Annotated in this window: 17 protein-coding genes; 4 read left to right on the top strand and 13 right to left on the bottom strand. The window is 39.1% G+C overall.

All coding sequences use genetic code 11. The annotated features are described in order from the left end of the window. Positions 1-116: 116 nt before the first annotated feature. The 3 genes from ACTB0Y_RS03595 to rpsA form a co-directional block, all read right to left on the bottom strand. Positions 117-1,103: a ribonuclease Z gene (locus ACTB0Y_RS03595; RefSeq protein ID WP_463205427.1), complete on the bottom strand. Its 987-nt coding sequence runs from the start codon at positions 1,101-1,103 to the stop codon at positions 117-119. After that, a complete protein-coding gene (locus ACTB0Y_RS03590; protein WP_057953910.1) occupies positions 1,103-1,459 on the bottom strand; it encodes an STAS domain-containing protein in 357 nt (118 codons plus the stop codon). The genes ACTB0Y_RS03595 and ACTB0Y_RS03590 overlap by 1 nt, the downstream gene beginning before the upstream one ends. Positions 1,460-1,524: 65 nt before the next feature. Continuing rightward, the gene (gene rpsA, locus ACTB0Y_RS03585) at positions 1,525-3,402 is read right to left on the bottom strand and encodes a 30S ribosomal protein S1 (protein ID WP_463205426.1); all 1,878 of its coding nucleotides are present in this window, start codon (positions 3,400-3,402) and stop codon (positions 1,525-1,527) included. Positions 3,403-3,797: 395 nt separating this feature from the next. Here rpsA and ACTB0Y_RS03580 point away from each other — a divergent pair, with 395 nt between their 5' ends. After that, positions 3,798-5,129, top strand: coding sequence for a UDP-glucose dehydrogenase family protein (locus ACTB0Y_RS03580; RefSeq protein ID WP_463205425.1), 1,332 nt, complete (start codon positions 3,798-3,800; stop codon positions 5,127-5,129). Between the two features lie 141 nt (positions 5,130-5,270). Here the strand turns inward: ACTB0Y_RS03580 and ACTB0Y_RS03575 are convergent, their stop codons facing one another. The 5 genes from ACTB0Y_RS03575 to ACTB0Y_RS03555 all read right to left on the bottom strand — a co-directional run bounded on the left by ACTB0Y_RS03575 (position 5,271) and on the right by ACTB0Y_RS03555 (position 9,861). Further along, a complete protein-coding gene (locus ACTB0Y_RS03575; protein ID WP_463205424.1) occupies positions 5,271-6,572 on the bottom strand; it encodes an MATE family efflux transporter in 1,302 nt (433 codons plus the stop codon). Between the two features lie 4 nt (positions 6,573-6,576). After that, complete coding sequence (locus ACTB0Y_RS03570) at positions 6,577-7,146, bottom strand: PepSY-associated TM helix domain-containing protein (protein WP_463205423.1); 570 nt, start codon at positions 7,144-7,146, stop codon at positions 6,577-6,579. A gap of 201 nt (positions 7,147-7,347) precedes the next feature. After that, complete coding sequence (locus ACTB0Y_RS03565) at positions 7,348-7,947, bottom strand: hypothetical protein (RefSeq protein WP_463205422.1); 600 nt, start codon at positions 7,945-7,947, stop codon at positions 7,348-7,350. A 107-nt stretch (positions 7,948-8,054) separates the two neighbouring features. Then, positions 8,055-9,218, bottom strand: coding sequence for an ATP-grasp domain-containing protein (locus ACTB0Y_RS03560; RefSeq protein ID WP_463205421.1), 1,164 nt, complete (start codon positions 9,216-9,218; stop codon positions 8,055-8,057). 127 nt (positions 9,219-9,345) lie between these two features. Further along, on the bottom strand, positions 9,346-9,861 hold the full coding sequence (locus ACTB0Y_RS03555; RefSeq protein ID WP_463205420.1) for a nitroreductase family protein: 516 nt from the start codon (positions 9,859-9,861) through the stop codon (positions 9,346-9,348). 194 nt (positions 9,862-10,055) lie between these two features. Between ACTB0Y_RS03555 and hflX the strand changes: the two genes are divergently transcribed. From hflX to ACTB0Y_RS03540, 3 genes are all read left to right on the top strand, one after another. Beyond that, complete coding sequence (gene hflX, locus ACTB0Y_RS03550; protein WP_463205419.1) at positions 10,056-11,249, top strand: GTPase HflX; 1,194 nt, start codon at positions 10,056-10,058, stop codon at positions 11,247-11,249. Positions 11,250-11,508: 259 nt separating this feature from the next. Next, the gene (locus ACTB0Y_RS03545) at positions 11,509-12,753 is read left to right on the top strand and encodes a hypothetical protein (protein WP_463205418.1); all 1,245 of its coding nucleotides are present in this window, start codon (positions 11,509-11,511) and stop codon (positions 12,751-12,753) included. A 13-nt stretch (positions 12,754-12,766) separates the two neighbouring features. After that, the gene (locus ACTB0Y_RS03540) at positions 12,767-14,326 is read left to right on the top strand and encodes a methyl-accepting chemotaxis protein (protein ID WP_463205417.1); all 1,560 of its coding nucleotides are present in this window, start codon (positions 12,767-12,769) and stop codon (positions 14,324-14,326) included. Positions 14,327-14,452: 126 nt separating this feature from the next. Here the strand turns inward: ACTB0Y_RS03540 and ACTB0Y_RS03535 are convergent, their stop codons facing one another. The 5 genes from ACTB0Y_RS03535 to ACTB0Y_RS03515 form a co-directional block, all read right to left on the bottom strand. Continuing rightward, positions 14,453-15,172 carry a hypothetical protein gene (locus tag ACTB0Y_RS03535; RefSeq protein WP_463205416.1) on the bottom strand — a complete coding sequence of 240 codons (720 nt, stop codon included), beginning with the start codon at positions 15,170-15,172 and terminating at the stop codon, positions 14,453-14,455. 32 nt (positions 15,173-15,204) lie between these two features. Beyond that, the gene (locus tag ACTB0Y_RS03530) at positions 15,205-16,149 is read right to left on the bottom strand and encodes a M23 family metallopeptidase (protein WP_463205415.1); all 945 of its coding nucleotides are present in this window, start codon (positions 16,147-16,149) and stop codon (positions 15,205-15,207) included. Between the two features lie 360 nt (positions 16,150-16,509). Continuing rightward, positions 16,510-17,589, bottom strand: coding sequence for a butyrate kinase (buk, locus tag ACTB0Y_RS03525; protein WP_463205414.1), 1,080 nt, complete (start codon positions 17,587-17,589; stop codon positions 16,510-16,512). A gap of 17 nt (positions 17,590-17,606) precedes the next feature. Continuing rightward, complete coding sequence (locus ACTB0Y_RS03520) at positions 17,607-18,521, bottom strand: phosphate acyltransferase (RefSeq protein ID WP_463205413.1); 915 nt, start codon at positions 18,519-18,521, stop codon at positions 17,607-17,609. Positions 18,522-18,582: 61 nt separating this feature from the next. Further along, complete coding sequence (locus tag ACTB0Y_RS03515; RefSeq protein ID WP_463205412.1) at positions 18,583-19,485, bottom strand: bifunctional enoyl-CoA hydratase/phosphate acetyltransferase; 903 nt, start codon at positions 19,483-19,485, stop codon at positions 18,583-18,585. Positions 19,486-19,489: the final 4 nt, after the last annotated feature.

Genomic DNA, 19,489 nt, shown 5'->3' with positions numbered 1-19,489 from the left:
TTCTTATCACAGACTAAAAATTGCACAGTTTTCTTACTGGCTCTATATAGAAGATAACTATCATGCCATTAACAAATTTTCTTCAAAGGGAACTTAACCAATAAACCTGGGTAGGCTTATTTCTGGAAAGGATTTATCAAAAGTTCCCATTGATCATTTCCACGAATCAATTGAAAAGCTTTTTGTTGATTATACGGCCATATGATTATATCACCATCACGGGCAGCGGTGGCATACTTGAACTCCTCACGGCTCTCTGTTTCAAATAATGATTCGTTTTTGTAGCGCGGGCTAAAGTGGCCTGTAAGTAAGTGTTTAATTTGTGTTTCGCGGGCAAATATCCCTGCCTGGCGAGCCGTAGTATGTGTGGTTTTTCTTGCCAGGGAAATATTTTCATGCAAAAAGGTAGCTTCATGATAAATCAGGTCTGTTTTCATTAGTAAATCCCTGTGCTGCCTGGAAAAGAGCGTATCAGTCATAAAAGCATATGACCTCGGTGGCAGTGGGTCATGGGTCAACTCCTCATTCGAAATTATCTGGTTATTTCTTTCGATATGTGCACCGTTCTTAATGTACTGTATTTCAGGAATTGAAATATTATATTCTGAAATTTTCACCGGATTGATTTTCCTGAGGCGTGGTTTTTCCTTAAATAAAAACCCCCAGACTGGCACAGTGTGTTTTAATGGAAACGCCGTAACCGTAAGGACTTTATCTTCATAAATAACGTCAGGGGACTGTTGATTGAGCGGGTGAAAATTAATTGGGAAAGGTGTTTTTTCAAATTGGGGTTTTAAAACCGTCTGTAGTAAATGTTTTAACTCAGGAGGTCCAAAAATATTGAGTGCTCTGTCTCTGCCAACCAGTGCCATGGACGAAATAAGTCCAAAAAGCCCAAAAAAATGGTCTCCATGCAGGTGGCTTATAAGGATATGGTTAATATGATTAAAGGATACTTTAAATTTGCGTAATTGATGTTGGGTACCCTCACCGCAATCAATTAAAAAAAACCGCTCAAGCACATTAAGTACCTGAGCGGTTGTATTTCGGTTTGATGTGGGTAATGCAGATCCGGAGCCAAGAATTGTCAGCTCAAAACGCATTACTCTTTATCAAGTTCTTTATTTAACATTTCTTCAGCCTGCACCATATCATCTGCAATGTTCAATACAGTATCAAGCTGAGATATAGTAATTAAACGTTCAACAGCAGTTTGAAGACCGGATAGAACAAATACACCATTGGCATTTTTGCAAAGGCGATTCGCAACCAGAATTGCACTAAGCCCTGAGGAATCGCAGTAACGTGCGTTACTCAGGTCAAGGATAATGTTTTTTTCACCATTTCCGGCAATAAGCACTAATTCTGATTTTAGAGATGGGGCAATATGGGTATCCAATTTGTCTACCATTACCTGAATCTCTGTGTACTTATCTTTCTTTTCTATTTTAAAATCCATAGGAGTAGAGAATTTTAGATAAAAATACGATATCCTTTCCAGTCATCCAAAAAAATATGACGCTATTACTCATCTTTTTTTGCCTCATCAGCCTTATCATCACTTTTTGATTTGGCCTTGGAAGCTGATTCATTGTCCATTTCATCCTTAAGGGCAGCCAGTTGTGAAATATCACCAAGGGTTGTTTTCTCCAGGTTATCTTTCATTTTTTTAGTTGCACTCTTGGTTGCTTTGCGTGTGGCCTGATTTTCTGCACGTTTTTCGTCTTCGAAAATACGACTATGCGAAACAATGATGCGTTTAGCGTCTTTGTTAAATTCAATTACTTTAAATTGAGCTCTTTCGTCAATGCCAACTTTACTGCCATCTTCTTTCACCATGTGTTTTGGAGTAGCAAAACCTTCTACACCATATGGAAGCGCAATTACAGCCCCTTTTTCGGTCATTTCTGTAACGGTTCCTTCATGAATAGAATCCACAGCAAAAATGGTTTCGAACACTTCCCATGGATTTTCTTCCAATTGTTTGTGTCCAAGGCTCAAACGACGATTATCTTTGTCGATTTCAAGCACAACAACTTCGATTTCTGCACCGATTGCAGTAAATTCAGCAGGGTGTTTCACTTTCTTAGTCCATGAAAGATCAGAAATGTGAATTAACCCGTCTACACCTTCTTCAATTTCTACAAATACACCAAAGCTGGTGAAGTTGCGTACTTTTGCTTTATGTTTAGAGTTAAGCGGATACTTTTTCTCGATATCTTCCCATGGATCCGGTTTCAGTTGCTTCATACCCAGCGACATTTTGCGCTCTTCGCGGTCAAGGGTAAGAATAACAGCTTCGATCTCATCACCTACTTTCAGGAATTCCTGTGCACTACGCAGGTGCTGTGACCATGACATTTCTGAAACGTGAATTAAGCCTTCTACGCCTGGTGCAATTTCAACAAATGCTCCGTAATCGGCCATCACTACAACTTTACCTTTTACTTTGTCACCAACTTTCAGGTTAGGATCAAGTGAATCCCATGGATGCTCAGTAAGTTGTTTTAGTCCAAGTGCAATGCGTTTCTTGTCGTCATCAAAATCAAGAATAACCACATTGAGTTTTTGGTCAAGCTCAACAATTTCTTCCGGGTGTGAAATGCGGCCCCATGAAAGGTCAGTGATGTGAATAAGACCATCAACGCCTCCAAGGTCAATAAATACACCATAAGAAGTAATATTTTTAACAGTTCCTTCGAGAACCTGTCCTTTTTCAAGCTTGGCAATAATTTCTTTTTTCTGTTGCTCCAGCTCAGCCTCGATAAGGGCTTTGTGCGAAACAACCACGTTTTTGTATTCCTGGTTAATTTTAACCACTTTAAATTCCATGGTTTTACCCACGTACATATCGTAGTCGCGGATTGGTTTCACATCAATTTGTGAACCTGGCAGGAATGCTTCAATACCGAATACATCTACAATCATACCACCTTTAGTGCGGCATTTGATGTATCCTTTAATAATTTCGTCTTTTTCAAGTGCTTCGTTCACACGATCCCATGAGCGGAGAGCTCTGGCTTTTTTGTGTGAAAGTATTAACTGCCCGTCTTTGTCTTCCTGGGTTTCTACATATACTTCAACAGTATCACCCACTTTTAAATCAGGGTTGTAGCGGAATTCATTGGCGTTTACAATACCTTCAGATTTGTAACCAATGTTGATAATAATTTCCCGCTTGCTAATAGCTACAACTGTACCATCGACCACTTCATTCTCACCAATAGTAGACATGGTATTGTTGTAAAGTTGTTCAAGCTCTTGGCGTTCTTCAGATGAATAACCATCAACTTCTTTGTCATAATTATCCCAGTCAAATTCTTCCGTTTGCTGAAAAGAGGTGGCTTGCTCTTCTTGTTGCTGTACCTCTTGATTTTCTAAATTCTTTTCTTCTTCGTTCATTTAATTAAACTCCTTTAAATTTAGTAAGTTAGACTTTATTTATAAATTAGATCTATTGAGCGCACAAAATAAATCTTTTTTTCTCGGATTTTCAACAGATTAATAGGTTTTTTTTAATAAATCAATGTCGCAGAGCATCTAATAAAACTTTCTCTGATGTTGTACAACAAATTCAGGCCATACGGCAAAAATTTTGGATACCTTTATTTGATTGATGTATGATTAGCGACATCGGTTAATGGGTATTGCAAATATTAAGCCATTGACTAATAAGTGAATCCGTAATGAGCTTTTCTATGAAAAAATATCTGCTTATCTTAGCGCCAATAATTTAGCATAATTAAAGAACTAAACAACAGTAACGACCTTATTTTGAACCAAATATTTATTAAACAATGAAAATATCTGTAGTTGGAACCGGCTATGTAGGCCTGGTAACCGGAACGTGTTTCGCAGAAACCGGTGTCACTGTAACATGCGTTGACATAGACAAAGACAAAGTTCAGGATCTTCGTCAGGGAATAATCCCAATCTATGAGCCCGGTCTTGAGCCTATGGTTAAAAACAATGTGGACAAGAACAGACTGTTTTTTACTACCTCGCTTAAAGATAGCTTAAAAGAAACTGATGCCGTATTTATTGCGGTAGGGACACCACCCGATGAAGATGGCTCGGCAGATTTAAAATATGTATTGAACGTAGCGCGCGAAATAGGCGAGCATATGGAGAATTATATGGTAGTGGTTACAAAAAGCACCGTGCCCATAGGAACTGCAGAAAAAGTGCGCAAAACATTGCAGGATGCTCTGGATAAACGTGGTGCAGATATTGAATTTGATGTGGCTTCGAACCCCGAATTCCTGAAAGAAGGTGATGCCATTGATGACTTCTTAAAACCTGATAGAATTGTTATAGGTACCGACAGCACCAAAGCAGAAGATATTTTAAGCAGATTATATAAACCATTTGTGCTTAATGGACATCCGGTAATTTCCATGGATATTCCATCGGCTGAGCTCACAAAATACGCAGCCAACTCAATGCTGGCAACCAAAATTAGCTTTATGAATGATATTGCCAATCTTTGCGAATTGCTAGGAGCAGATGTTAACAGTGTAAGAAGAGGTATTGGAAGTGATAGCCGTATTGGCAATAAATTCATATACGCCGGTACAGGCTACGGAGGCTCTTGTTTCCCGAAGGATGTAAAAGCATTGATTAATACGTCAGATAAAAACAGCCATAGCCTGGATATTTTAAAAGCGGTTGAGTCAGTTAATGAACGCCAAAAAACCACCCTGGTAAGGAAACTAATGGATCATTTCAACAATGATTTAAAAGGTAAAAAGATTGCACTATGGGGGTTGAGTTTCAAGCCACACACTGATGACATGCGAGAAGCCCCGGCCTTATCGATCATTGAAAAACTACAAGCTGAAGGCGCAGAAATTACAGGTTACGATCCTGTAGCAATGGAGGAAAGTAAGCGTAGAATTGGAGATACTATAAAGTATGCCCAGGATCAATACGAAGCGCTCGTGGATGCCGATGCATTATTACTCGTTACAGAATGGCCGGAATTCAGAACGCCTAATTATAATGTAATGAAGAAGCTCATGAAGAGTCATCTTATCATGGACGGTAGAAATATTTACGATATTGCTGAAATGAAAAATCAGGGCTTCACTTATTACAGTATTGGACGTAAATCAGTCAAACCTGAATAAGAGAATAACAGAATATAGAATCTCAAAAAAGCCGGGTTTTCCGGCTTTTTTCTTTTATACCCAGTTTTATTCTTAATTATACAGAACGCTCTTGCAGATCTTACGCTTCACGATATACAAATCCCCATTGAGTATGAGGGTTTATGCTACTTTTTTATATACAGCATTTTTAGACATAAAGTATTGGGCCACTCCGCGCGTAAAAAGAAAAGCAAGCAGTGCAATCCAAAGTGCATGATTACCTAATAAATCGCGCAAACCATAAAACACTGGGAAAAAAACCACTATGGTGGCGATAAGCATTGAATTACGCATTTGAACAGATGCCGTGGCCCCAATGTAGATTCCATCCCACAAGAAAGATGCAAATGCCATTAAAGGCATTAATCCAATCCAAAGGGCATATTCGTTAGCAGTTCTAATTACCTCATCATTATCAGTTAGCAGCCATACTAGCGAACGCCATCCAAATCCATAGATTACACTGAACACAACAGCAATTCCCAGCCCCCAGGCAAAAAGTCTTTTTACAGAAAGCTTGAGTAACTTTTTATCTTGAGCTCCAACATATCGGCCAGTAAGAGCCTCCGCGGCATATGCAAATCCATCAACAAAATAAGAATAAACAAAGAACAGTTGTAGTAAAACTGTATTAACAGCCAAAATATGTTTATTGACGGCAGCAGAAGAGCTTGTAAAAAAAGTAAAGACAATAATTATACACAACGTACGAATAAAAATATCTTTGTTCACAGTCATGAACTCTTTCAGGATACTGATATTTTTCAGTGTTTCTCTTTCGAAATGTTTTAATAGTTTGCCATAATATTTCCGGAAAAGGAACAAGCCAAAAATCAAACCTGAGTACTGCGCCAATAAAGTACCATATGCTACGCCATCTGATTTCATATCGAATCCGTACACGAATAATATATTGAGTCCGATATTAATCAAGTTAATTAAAATGGCCATAAACATAGGAAAGCGGGTATTTTGCATACCAACATACCAACCATTCAATGCATACAGACCTATTGTAGCCGGAGCTGCCCAAATGCGGATATAGAAATAGTTGCGTGCGAGTCGTTCCACTTCCGGCTCGCTTGAAATGAGCCAAAAAGTTAATTTTTCGATGGGATACTGCAATAAAATTAACGCAAAGGCACCAATAAAAGCAATAATTAGAGCCCTTGCCAGCGTATGAATGCTATCTGGCATACTCCTTTTGCCATAGGCCTGAGCAGTAAAACCCGAGGTTCCCATCCGTAAAAAACCAAATCCCCAATAGAGAAAATTAAATATCATGGCACCCAGGGCTATGGCACCAATGTAATTGACTGAATCCAGATGTCCCATTAAGGCAAGATCGACCATGCCGAGTAAAGGGATGGTGATATTACTGACTATGTTCGGGATAGCAAGTCTGAGAATTCGTCTGTTCACGTGGCTAAGTGTATATTATAAAAATTATTACGGGAATCACAATACCTGCTGTTACCAGCCACACACCATACCGTTTAAACCCAAATTTGCCTCTTAGAATAATCATACCGGTAATTGCAAGTATGATAAGTCCAAGGGCATAAATATCGCTAACCCAGGTCCAGATTTGTTTTAAATTGTTGCGATGCATTAAATTCATTTCCCGTAGCAAAAATCTTTGTTTTAAAATGGAAACCCTATAGTCATGGTCATCCGGATCAATGACAATAGAACCGGTACTGTTATCACCCACATCGAGAAATACTTTAATGTTCCCGTTACGTTGCAAAGAGGTACTTTTTACAGGATATGCGACATCAATTTCTTCTATTGCTCTTTGCACTGCAGCATCACGATCTTCCAGAAAATTGTACTGTTGCTCCAGCACACCTTCATACTCCTCAGTTTTTAAATCAGGATTCCAGTGGTGTAGATGGTTTAGCGCAATACCCGACACAGAATAAATTATTGTTAGACCCACAAAAAAGTAGCCCAGGTCGCGATGCAAATTTCTATTGAGTTTTCTCCACTTCATTTGTTTGTTTTTAGTTTCTAACATCCGGACAAAACTGCCAATGTACTAAATCTAACAGGGTTGACAGCTGATTGCCATATCATCGGTTGCAATTGTTTTATATCTAAATATCTTATAAAAACTGATAATAAATTGATGCACAAAATTAAAAAAATCCCGATGCAGAGCACCGGGATTTTTCAGAAAGAAAAATTAGATATTTTATTTGTTCTCAGATACTTTATCAGCTACAACAGAGAAAATGGGGATATATTCTTTTCCTGTTTCTTTAAGCTCTGCCTGGTATCCCTCAACTTTATCCATTCCGGGAATATGTTCGCCCATATCGGCTTGCTCACCATGTGAAGTATGATCGGATTCATGACCTTCACCTTCACCAGTGCCGTCGCCCTCTCCTTTATGATCTTCTGCAGCACCTTCGCGAAGTTCTTGCTCCCAGTTGGCCAGATAAGCTGAATCCATTTTCAAAATTTCAACTGTTCCGGTTACCTGCATAGATGAACCCTCAAAAGCCACATCAAAACTTGCGATATCTTCTCCAGTTGTTACCTTCAAACGATTTTCGGGCTTGCTTCCTACAAGAAACATGCGCTTACCACCATGCTTACATACGTGGTCTGCCTGCCCCTGCACAGATACTGTTTTACCGGCAAGCGCCTCTCCTTTGTCAAAAAACTGGTCAACAGTCAAAACCTTTTTCTCTGCCATCTCCTGGCTACTATCGCTTTTCTTATCGCCTTGCTGATTAGTACAAGCTGCCAGCGCAACCATTATAGCTGCAAAAATTACAATTTTCCTCATTTTTAATTTAATTTAAGTTATTGATCTACCAATCACTTACAAATAAAAAACATTTTAGGCAATCGTGAAAATAAAATAGAGCTTAATGTCTTTAATGATAAAAAACACTACTTCATTACGATATATTCTGTTAAATCTGAATGCAAAAAGTGGTCTACCTCTTCTTCGTCTGCAGCTCTTGTTTCTGAAAATGCAAAGGCAAAAACAGGATATTGACGATAATTGGTTTTGTGGATGCGCAACAGGTTTGAAAAATCTTTTTCAAATTTCTTGTAGTCCACATAATCAATCTCCTCCAACGCTATATCCCGGGGAATATCAGCAATAATTGCGTTAAATTGTCTTCCGGTACGTCCTTTGAATATGGACAACCAATCGGGTTTTTGTTGTTTAAAAAAGTATTCATAAGGATTAATACGCCAGGAATATTTACTCATATCTGTCATGCACCACCCTGCAAACCGCAATGGGTTAGATTCAATCGGTATAGCCTCTTCTTCTGGCGTAATGCGAAATTCAATGTGCATTGGAAAAAGCTTTACCCCGGTTTTTTTGCCTATAAATTCGAGTTTTTCCTCAAAAATATCATGTGTATTATCTATCACTTTCACTGAAGTAAAATAGGCACGGTCGTTTACATCTTTGGCATTGGTGAAAATATGCTCATAAATATTAAGAATCACAGGCTTACTATCCGCATCAAAATAAACATCTACAGCATATTCATCTCCAGGAATAAGCTGTTCGAGCAAAAATTGCTGTCCATTCATTACTTCGTCCGGATAGGTTCCGCTCACCTGCTTAAGCTCTTCTTGCAGGTCTTTAATGGCCTTGTCCCATTCTTGTTTATTCTCAACTACATAGATACCCATTGAAAAGAAACCCACAGCAGGTTTGATTATCAAAGGAAATCCAAAATTGTCAGGATTAAAATCCTTTAGTTGCTCGTAATCAATTTTCATATAGCGAAACTCCGGATAGAGCTCACCCAACATATCACGGAAAAGCCCTTTGTTTTTAAAGGTATTGACCTGGTCCGGCAATTTCGTATGCGCAAGATGTTTATTAATCCAGGAGATGGTGTTTTCTGAATTAACGTACATCATTGGATTTTTCTCATAGGCGGCCACGGCCTCCTCGTCACTCATAAATAAATCTTCAAGTTCGGGAGCCATTTCACGGGCAATATCTGTGCCTACAACGGGCCACTTATTTTTCCTGATTGTATTAATCAGTAGATCTGAAACATATGGTTTATCAACTAACAGCATATTTTATTTTTTTTGGCGCACAAAGTTAATCAAAGATTTGATTTCTAATATTCCGACAAGCTTGCAAAATTTCAGGACATAAAAAACCCGCAAGCTGAGCGTGCGGGTATATTCTATTTATTTGTACTTATAACCAGTTTTCATAATGCACTTTAGCAACATCGTATCGATATTCTTCCTCAAGATCTTCTGCAGGGACGCCCAGTGGGAATAATGCAAAAGGTTCTAAGTTATCGGGTACATCAATAACAGATCTCACACCATCAATTCTGGGTTTTACGCTCCATAATGCAATCCACACTGTACCCAAACCCAGTTCGTGTGCGGCAAGTTGTAAATTTTGTCCGGCACAAGCACAATCCTGTGGATAAAAACCCGGAAAACCTTCTTTTGCAGGGTCGCCAACCAATAAAATGGCAGCTTGTGCTTGCTTAAACATTTCATTTCCATCGTCAACTTTTTCGGCGAAAGCATCAAGCTTCTGGCGGTCTTTAATCACTGCAAAATGCCATGGCCGGCCATCTCCTGCGCTGGGTGCATTCATTGCTGCTTCAAGTATTGTCTTCATCTGATCATCAGTTACCGGAGTATCTTTAAATTTCCGTATACTCCTTCTGCTCATAATTGCTTTTAAGGTATCCATTGGTATATTTTTTGAATTCTTAGAAATACGAATCAAAATTCATACAATTTTAACTCATTTTCGAATATATTAATAATATTGACAAAGGCTTTAGAAAAAATTGTATTTTTCTCAACCTTTGGTAAACATGACGCTATATTTTTGAAAACCAAAAAAATCCGTAAATTCGCAAGCCGAATTAAAAAAAATTATTTGTGAAAGATATCATTGAAAAGAAAAAAGAAGCAGAAACCACAGTTTTGGTAGGAATTGTCAGTCAGCACCAAACAGAGGAACAAACAGAGGAATATTTGAATGAACTGGCCTTTTTGGCCAAAACCGCTGGCGTTGAACCACTGAAACAATTCACACAAAAACTGGATACCCCCAATCCGAAAACATTCATTGGATCAGGTAAACTCAATGACATTAAAAATTACATGGAGGAGCACGAGGTGGAGATGGTAATTTTTGATGATGAACTTACGCCTTCACAAATACGAAATATTGAAAAAATAATTAAAGGTCGTGTTATAGATCGCACCAACCTGATATTGGACATATTTGCCCAGCGCGCTCAAACAGCCCATGCAAAAGTACAGGTAGAACTTGCTCAATATCAGTACTTGCTACCCCGCCTTGCAGGATTATGGACCCACCTCGAACGTCAAAAGGGTGGTATTGGAATGCGCGGACCCGGTGAGCGCGAGATTGAAACAGACCGAAGAATTATTCGTGATAAAATAGCCCGACTCAAAGATCAGCTTGGTAAAATTGACAAGCAAATGGCCACCCAGCGGAAAAACCGCGGCAAAATGGTTCGTGTGGCCCTTGTAGGTTATACCAATGTAGGAAAATCTACGTTGATGAATATGCTCAGTAAATCGGAAGTTTTTGCCGAAAACAAACTATTTGCTACACTTGACACCACTGTTAGGAAGGTAGTTGTTGGCAATTTACCATTCCTCATGTCAGACACTGTGGGTTTTATCCGAAAACTCCCAACAACTCTTGTAGAAGCATTTAAATCAACCCTCGACGAAGTGCGCGAAGCAGATTTTTTATTACATGTGGTAGATATTTCCCACCCCAACCACGAAGAACAAATAGATGTGGTAGAATCGACCCTGAATGAAATAGGCTGCACTGACACGCCAACTTACCTTGTGTTTAATAAGATAGACCAGTACACTTACACGGCCAAAGATGATGATGACCTTACAGAACGCACCCGCGAAAACTGGACCCTCAACGAGTTGCAACGAAGCTATATGGCTAAAAATAATGATTCCTGCATATTTATTTCAGCAAAAGACAAAACCAATGTCGAACAACTGAAAGAAATGCTTTACGAAAAAGCCAAAGATATTCACACCAAACGATACCCATATAATGACTTTCTCTTTTAAGCATTTGGGATTGCTGTTTTGCTGAATATTCATAATAACGAAAAACCAACCTTTGTAGGATCAACTTGACGGTAAAACATTAAAATTAATTTCATAGAAGCCATCCACATACGCCCGTAGTAAATTGCAAATTTATACCCGGCAGAATATTAAAAAAATACAACAACTACCCAATTTCTGACACAAATCGCGTATTTTTACCCAATTCTCCGTATTAAAATTCGTCTTATTTTTGAAAAAAATCTAAACTGAAGTTCTTATGAAAAACCACATTTTACTTTTAGTAATTTTTGCAGCCATATTCACCGGTGTAAAGTCACAAGACAAAGAAAAATCTACTGTTCAATGGTACGGTTATATCAATTACGAGTCTATTTTCGATTCTTATGAATCGGTTACCACTCGTGATGCGGAGCTTTATCTTTTTCCAAGCAGGAAAGGTGACAATAACGCAAACGGACAGTTTGAAATGCTTGCTTTACAGTCGCGTTTGGGTATTAACGTAAAAGGGCCTTCAGTTTTAGGAGCTCAAACATCAGGAAAAATCGAAGGAGACTTTTTTGGGACTTCAGAAAATTTTAAAAACCTGTTTCGCATCAGGCATGCTTTCATGAAATTAAAATGGGAAAAAGCATCGCTACTTATGGGACAATATTGGCACCCAATGTTTGGCCCGGAAGTATTTCCTCGTGTAATAGCTTTTGGTGCAGCTGCCATTTACAACCCCCTAAACAGGGCTCCACAAATTCGTTTTGACTATAATCTGGCACCTGGTTTTCGTGCAACATTTGCCGCTCTGGGCCACGGATATCATTTCAGCAAAGGCCCCACCTCTGATTATGCCGGAAATGCTATAGATGCCTCAGACGACCAACGCGATGCTGGTGTACCTGACATGCAAATTCAGCTTTTGGCAGGTAAAAAGAAAGGTTTTCAAGTAGGAGTAACAGCCGGTTACATGATGCTTGAGCCAAGAGTTCCGACTGGTGAGGATACAATAAACGATAATACTATAGGTACGTATAATTTTAATGCTTTTGCCAAATACAACACCGGCCGCTTTACAGCCCAGGCAAAATTCAGCTATGGCCAAAACATGAGCCAATACGTAATGCTTGGAGGTTATGGAAAACTCCTGTCAGATGTTAATAAAACACACAATTACGGCTATACACCGTACAAGATCTATTCTATTTGGGGGGAGCTGGCATACAAACCCAATGATAATTTACAGGTAGGCATATTTGGTGGCTTAACTGGCAACCTGGGAACCGAAGAAAAAGTAGATACAGATAACACCTACACCCGAGATGGCAAGATCAGTCAGCTTGTAAGAATTTCCCCGCGTATCAGTTATACCATCAACCATTTCAGATTTGGATTTGAATATATGTACAATACAGCCGATTATGGGACAGGTGACCTTGATGAATATGGTGTTTATGGAGAAACAGAACAATCGGTTAATCACAGGATAATACTGGCAGCAAGGTATTTCTTCTAAAACAAGATTCGTTATGAACAAAATCACCAATAAAATTATTCTGCTTGCCGTTGTAAGTGCGCTTTTTGTGGCACTTGTTTCGGGGCTTATAATCGGGATTATATCTACCAACAAAAATGAAAAAGACATAAAGCAATTAAGAGAACTGCTTTATACGGATTATGACAATTTAATTAAATCAGAAGTAGAAACAGCCGTATCTATGCTGGAGCAGGTGAGTCAGCTTAGTGTGCGTGGAATAATAAGCCGGGACAGCGCCAAAATACTTGGTGCTGATATACTCAGGGAATTGCGCTATGGTAAAGAGGGTTACTTCTGGGCCGACAGGTCCGACGGAACCAATGTGGTGCTGCTGGGCAAGGATGCTGAAGGCAAAAACCGCATGAACATCCAGGATGTGAATGGAAAATACCTCATCCGGGAAATTATTGCGGCTGGAAAGTCAGGTGGAGGATATACCGATTACTGGTTTCCAAAAGCAGGGTCCGATGAAGCACTACCCAAAAGAGGATACAGTCTGTATTTCGAACCATTCGACTGGATTGTTGGCACAGGTAATTATATTGACGATATTGAAAAAACACTTAGCACCTATGTAGAAGAGACGAAAAAGTCTTATCAACAGTTAATGACCTGGCTTATTGCAACATTGGTAGTGCTCCTTGTCATTACCTTTATGGCAGCATTGTACCTCGGTAGAAGGCTTGCCAAACCCATAGTGCGCATTTCGGATGTAGCCGATAAAGTTGCCGCCGGCGCCTTAACTGTGAAATTCGATATTACTAATAACGATGAAGTTGGCAAGTTAGCCGCCAGCATGCGTCAAATGGTTAAACAACTCAGGGATATTGTAGGTTCTATTAACGGAGGTGCCAAAGAAATCTCCTCTGCCAGCGATCAAATTAGTTCAGGGTCTCAATCAATCGCCCAGGGTGCCAATGAGCAGGCATCTTCAATTGAAGAGGTTTCATCGACCATTGAGCAGGTAACGGCCAACATACAGCAAAATGCCAACAATGCTGCGGAAACAGAAAAGATTTCAGACAAATCGAATCAGAGCATGCAGCAAATGGCAGAATCGAGCCACAAAAGTCTGGAATCGATGCGGATGATTGCCGAAAAAATCAATGTTATCAACGATATAGCAGCCCAAACCAATATACTTGCACTCAATGCTGCCGTGGAAGCAGCCAGAGCAGGAGAACACGGCAAAGGGTTTGCAGTGGTAGCTGCTGAAGTTCGAAAACTCGCTGAAAAAAGTAAAGCCTCAGCCGATGAAATTATCGGATTGTCGTCAGAAAGCCTTCAAATAACCGAAGAGTCTGAGTCTTCTTTAAATGCGCTCATGCCCGAAGTACAAAAAACAACGGAACTGGTAAAAGAGATTTCAGCAGCGAGCGATGAACAAAAACGCGGTGTTGAAGAGGTTAATAAAGCCATTCAACAACTCAATAATGTAGCTCAGCAAAATGCCAGTTCAAGTGAAGAACTTTCCAGCAGTGCTGAAGAGCTTGCTTCGCAAGCCGAACAACTTATTGAGCTGATAAGCTTTTTTGAATACGAGGAAGCGTAAATACAAGTATGAAAGAAAATCCGTGATACTGTGAAATATAGCCAGTTTATTTTCTAATGATTTATAGCGGAACAAACTGACCAAAAAAAAGCTGCCCTTTAAGCGGGGCAGCTTTTTTTCTGTTTATTAGCTGAATAGCTTTTTAATTTTCTTTTCGTATTCGATTTTCATGTTTTTGAGTAATTCTTCGAAGGTTTTATCGGTGTAAATCCTGATCATATCATGGACTTTATAATCTTCAAAGTAAGATGCTAAAGCAGCATCATAATCAATAATCTCCAAATTATAATCGACCTCTTTTGCTATTTCCAAAAATTGGTCCATTTCAAGATGATGATCAATTGTAAAATAACCATGATTCTTTTCAACCTTATCACAAAAGAACCCGGGCTCATATTCTTCTAACTGAAAGAATTTTTTTATTCTGATGAAAGCTTCTTCCACATATTTATATTTTCTGGATTTTTTATGAAAATGCACACCATGTTCAACCATTAATTGCTGTAATTTCCGCAACTGGGCATAATCTTCAATTCTTCTGATTCTTATGGCATTAAAAGTTTCATCGAAAAATTCCAGGGATGCAATTGTGGCATGAAAGTCAAAATCGATTTCCTTTCTAATTTTTTCTTTAATTAAGAGTAAATCCTCCAAATGAAAATATCCATCTAGAATAAAATATACGTAAAGGGGTATCTCCTCGCTTGGCTTCGAACCGTAATAACCAGGAAAAGGCGAAGGACATTCGAACGCCAATGTGTTGGGTAATATGGCGTCGTCGGTGATAGTCTTTAAAGGTTCTATCTTTTTGAGGCTACCATACCTCTCAAAAATTTTTGTCTCCATATGCAGCAGTTATTTAGAAGTTGTAAAAACACCTATTTGGAAACGATCTGCTGATATTCGTAGGGCTCAAGATCGTCCATATAGAAATATAACGGATTTTGAGTCTGATTGTTCTTCCGTATCTCATAATGGAGATGAGGACCGGTTGAACTTCCGGTATTCCCTACATAACCAACTAACTGCCCTCTGCTTATTGTATCACCTTTTTGAACTATGTATTTGTTCAGATGCGCATAAATTGATAAATAACCAAATCCATGGTTTACTTTTACTACTTTACCGTAGCCTCGTGCATAATAAGCTGCTTTAACAATACCCTTTCCTGTGGCATAAACGGGACTTCCAATCTGCGCTGCATAATCTATTCCGTGGTGCATTTTCCAGCGTTTATAAATTGGGTGCAGTCTTCTGCCGTAATATGAAGAAATATATATTTCGTCTTTTTGGGTTATTGGCCTTATTGCAGGTTTTGCTGCATAAAATTCATCAATATATGATACTAATTCTTCGACTTCCTCAAATGATTTTTGTTGTATTTCAATTTGCTTATTGAGTTTATCAAATTCTTTAAATACTGAACTCAATGCTTCAGCGTTCTCCATACCTGCAAATTCGCGATAACGGTCAACACCACCAAAACCAGCTTCCCTGATATCTTTTGGGATTGGTTTTATTGCAGCAAAGGGTCGATATATTACATCATCATTTTCCTCTATTTCTATTAGTGTATCACGTAATGTAAAAATGGCATCTTTTTTCTGAATAATTTTTGTAGCAAGTTTCTCGTTTTTTTGGGAAAGAATCCATTCGTGCGGGGTTAACCTATAACTATTCAGAAGCAAAAAACCAATTATTGATGCCACAAAAATTACAGACGAAACCCACAGGCTTTTTCTATAAAAAAGCTTCCTGTCTTTTTTAACAGGCCTATAGGTAAGTGTATTTGGATCAAGATAGTATCTTGTATTCGACTTCATAATCAAAAATTAAACGTTGAACGCCAACACCTTACTTTTATTAACAGATTGTTGACATCCTAAGTTTGCATTTGTTTTGGACAAATTTACAAACAAATTGCTAAGATCAAAATTATTTGCCCTGCATTTGACTACTCTACAGTCTTTTTCGATAAACTAGCAAATATTTCCGATAAACTCTCTTTTAGTTTTCGTTGTCAGTGAAATTTGCGCTACAGATATTAATTCATACGAACGAAATAAAAAAAGGAACTGCTTTTTTAACAGTCCCTTACAAATATAGTTCCAATAAAGCAAATGAAAAATCTTTTCAGGTATCAGCCAATTAAGCTGGGCAAACCTGTTAAAGCTCTGTAATGTCTACTGATAGTCCTTTATTTCAATTTCATTGGTAAGTGCATAAAGTGCGTTGGTGGCAAGGGCTTTCATTTCATCTTCTCCTGCATAAACCATTACGGGTGCGATAAAACCGACCATTTCGCGCACATAATCTACCAAATATTTGTTATGTGCAATACCGCCAGTAAGTAGTATGGTATCAACTTCTCCTTTAAGTACCGCAGACATTTCGCCTATGGCCTTTCCAACCTGGTAACACATGGCATCCTGTACTATTTTTGCTTTTTCATCTCCACTATCAGCAGCTTTTTCAACGGTATAGGCATCGTTTGTATCCAAATAGGCCACAAGTCCGCCCCTGCCCTTAATCATTTTTTTAACCTCATCAAGGGTGTACTCACCGCTAAAGCATAGTTTTGCCAAATCGCCAGCGGGAAGGGTTCCTGTACGTTCAGGCGAAAATGGTCCTTCGCCATCCAGTGCATTATTAACATCTATTACCTTGCCTTTTTGGTGTGCTCCAACTGATATGCCACCACCCATATGCGCAATTACAAAATTCAGTTCCTGGTAGCGTTTATTCATTGACCGTGCGTGAATTCTGCCTATTGCTTTTTGATTTAATGCATGAAAAATTGATTTACGCTCAAATTTTGGATGACCTGCAAAACGTGCTACATCCTGCAGTTCATCTACTACTACAGGATCGGCAATAAATGCCTGTGCATCCTTCACATCCTGCGCAATATCGTAAGCGATTAAAGCACCAAGGTTGGAAGCATGTTCACCCCGTTCTGCTTTTTTGAGGTCCTCAATCATTTTTTTGTTTACCTTATAGCAGCCGCCTTCGACGGGTTTAATTAAGCCACCGCGGCCAACTATAGCGCTTAAAGAATCTATCTCTATCTCGGCATTGGTGAGCTCCTTTAAAATGATATCTTTTCTGAACTGAAACTCATCGGCAACTTTTTTAAAATTTTGCAGTTCAGCACTCTTATGCCTTAATGTTTTAAGAAATAGTGACTTCTCATTTTCATAAACTGCTATCTTTGTGGATGTTGATCCGGGGTTGATAGCCAAAATTCTGTAACAGCAATCCATATTTGTTTGTTTTTTTACTAGTTATTTTCGCTCATTAAGCATGAAAGTGCCACACAATAAAACTTTGATTTTGCACTTTCGCTCCTTGACATTACCACAACGGGTTTTGTAGTGCCTTGTATTAATCCGGCCAACTCTCCACCACCAAAAAGCATAAGCCCTTTATAAAAGCTATTGCAGGCTTCAAGCGTCGGAAACAAAAGAATGTCGGCATCGCCTGCCACAGGCGTGTCTACACCTTTTATACGAACACTTTCCGGGTCGCATGCTAAAAATACATCCAATGGTCCGTCGGCAATGCAAGGTTCGGTTTGTCCCCGTTGAGCCATCTTGCTCATCATGGCGTAGTCTATACTGTTCGGAAAACCTTCACTCACTTTTTCGGAGGCTCCAATCAGGGCTACTTTGGGGTTTTCAATACCAAACTTATTGGCCATTTGAACACTGTAATTAAGCATGGCTACTTTTTGCTTTAAATCAGGGAAAGGCAATACTGCTGTGTCTGTAACAAACAGGAGTTTGTGATATTTGGGCAGTTCTATTGCACAAACGTAACTCATAACAGCCCTGGGAGGCAATAAACCTTCTTTTTTATCAAGTACGGCTTTTAAAAATTTATCGGTGCCTACAAGGCCCTTCATCAAAACATCGGCCTCATCATTTTTCACAAGTTTTCTGGCATATATTGTGGCTTCATCATTTGAAACATCAATAATGTTGAAAATATCCGGATTTATATTTTGTTCCTTCGCAGCATTTTCAATTTCATTTTTAGGCCCAACCATCAATGCTTCAGCAAATCCGGCCTTCACAGCATTCGCAAGGGCTCCGATCGTGTTACTGTCTTGAGCGTTGGCCACAGCTATACGCTTCTTTTCTCCTTTATTCTTCAAATGCTCAACCATTTGGTCGAGTTTTTTGATTGGTTTCATAAGCTGTATTGTTTAAATAAAAACAGGGAACTCAGCAGAACTCCCTGTTTTGAAATTTTAGTTATTTAGACATTAAAGCCGCCAGAGCAATAGAATATAATTTAGTCTGCGTGCTGTCGCCTCTCGACGACAATACAGCGGGTACCTTTGCTCCTGCTACAACTGCGCCTAATTCTGCACCTGATAATTTGCTACTTGTTTTATAAAAAATATTGCCTGATTCTATATTGGGAAACAGCAGGCAATCTGCATCTCCGGCCACTTCACTTTCAATATTTTTAACTCTGGCCGATTCTTTATCTATGGCCAGGTCCAGTGCTAACGGACCTTCTACAATACCGCCCTTTAATTGGCCTCTTTCCGACATTTTCGCCAGAATAGTGGCTTCTGATGATGAGGGCAGATCTGCAATGACCTGTTCAGAAGCTGAGAGGGCAGCAACTTTTGGCTTTTCTATACCCAGGGATTGTGCTGCTTGTATAAGATAATTTGTAATAGCAATTTTCTGCTTTAAATCAGGTTGGGGTATCACGGCCACGTCACCTACCACCAAAAGTTTGTGGTATTTGGGAAATTCTATCACTGTAACATGACTAAGAATACCTTTATGTGGTAAAAGTCCATACTCTTTATTCAGGATACCGCGCATGTACTTATCGGTACTTAACAGGCCTTTCATGAGCACATCACCTTCCCCTTTTGCAACCATTTCTACGGATTTACTGGCCGCTTCAACATCTGTATCAACGTGTACAACTGTAAATTTATTGATATCGATTTTTTCGCTTTCACATGTTTGCTTAATAACTTGCTGATCGCCTACCAGGATGCCTTCAACTAAACCTCTATCTATGGCTTCACTTACAGCACCAATGGTGTGGGCATCATTGGCCCAGGCGACAACCAGTTTTTTCTTGGCCTGGTTTTTCAGGGCATCAAACATTTGGTCGAGCTTCTCAATCATTTTT

The organism is Salinivirga sp. (assembly GCF_055145285.1).
The sequence above is the reverse complement of the archived record's forward strand: the minus strand, read 5'-3'. Positions and strand labels throughout refer to the sequence as shown.

Coding starts and splice junctions, on each gene's coding strand:
- ACTB0Y_RS03595 (WP_463205427.1), bottom strand. CDS start 1,103: ATGCGTTTTGAGCTGACAATTCTTGGCTCCGGATCTGCATTACCCACA.
- ACTB0Y_RS03590 (WP_057953910.1), bottom strand. CDS start 1,459: ATGGATTTTAAAATAGAAAAGAAAGATAAGTACACAGAGATTCAGGTA.
- rpsA (WP_463205426.1), bottom strand. CDS start 3,402: ATGAACGAAGAAGAAAAGAATTTAGAAAATCAAGAGGTACAGCAACAA.
- ACTB0Y_RS03580 (WP_463205425.1), top strand. CDS start 3,798: ATGAAAATATCTGTAGTTGGAACCGGCTATGTAGGCCTGGTAACCGGA.
- ACTB0Y_RS03570 (WP_463205423.1), bottom strand. CDS start 7,146: ATGAAGTGGAGAAAACTCAATAGAAATTTGCATCGCGACCTGGGCTAC.
- ACTB0Y_RS03565 (WP_463205422.1), bottom strand. CDS start 7,947: ATGAGGAAAATTGTAATTTTTGCAGCTATAATGGTTGCGCTGGCAGCT.
- ACTB0Y_RS03560 (WP_463205421.1), bottom strand. CDS start 9,218: ATGCTGTTAGTTGATAAACCATATGTTTCAGATCTACTGATTAATACA.
- ACTB0Y_RS03555 (WP_463205420.1), bottom strand. CDS start 9,861: ATGGATACCTTAAAAGCAATTATGAGCAGAAGGAGTATACGGAAATTT.
- ACTB0Y_RS03545 (WP_463205418.1), top strand. CDS start 11,509: ATGAAAAACCACATTTTACTTTTAGTAATTTTTGCAGCCATATTCACC.
- ACTB0Y_RS03540 (WP_463205417.1), top strand. CDS start 12,767: ATGAACAAAATCACCAATAAAATTATTCTGCTTGCCGTTGTAAGTGCG.
- ACTB0Y_RS03535 (WP_463205416.1), bottom strand. CDS start 15,172: ATGGAGACAAAAATTTTTGAGAGGTATGGTAGCCTCAAAAAGATAGAA.
- ACTB0Y_RS03530 (WP_463205415.1), bottom strand. CDS start 16,149: ATGAAGTCGAATACAAGATACTATCTTGATCCAAATACACTTACCTAT.
- buk (WP_463205414.1), bottom strand. CDS start 17,589: ATGGATTGCTGTTACAGAATTTTGGCTATCAACCCCGGATCAACATCC.
- ACTB0Y_RS03520 (WP_463205413.1), bottom strand. CDS start 18,521: ATGAAACCAATCAAAAAACTCGACCAAATGGTTGAGCATTTGAAGAAT.
- ACTB0Y_RS03515 (WP_463205412.1), bottom strand. CDS start 19,485: ATGATTGAGAAGCTCGACCAAATGTTTGATGCCCTGAAAAACCAGGCC.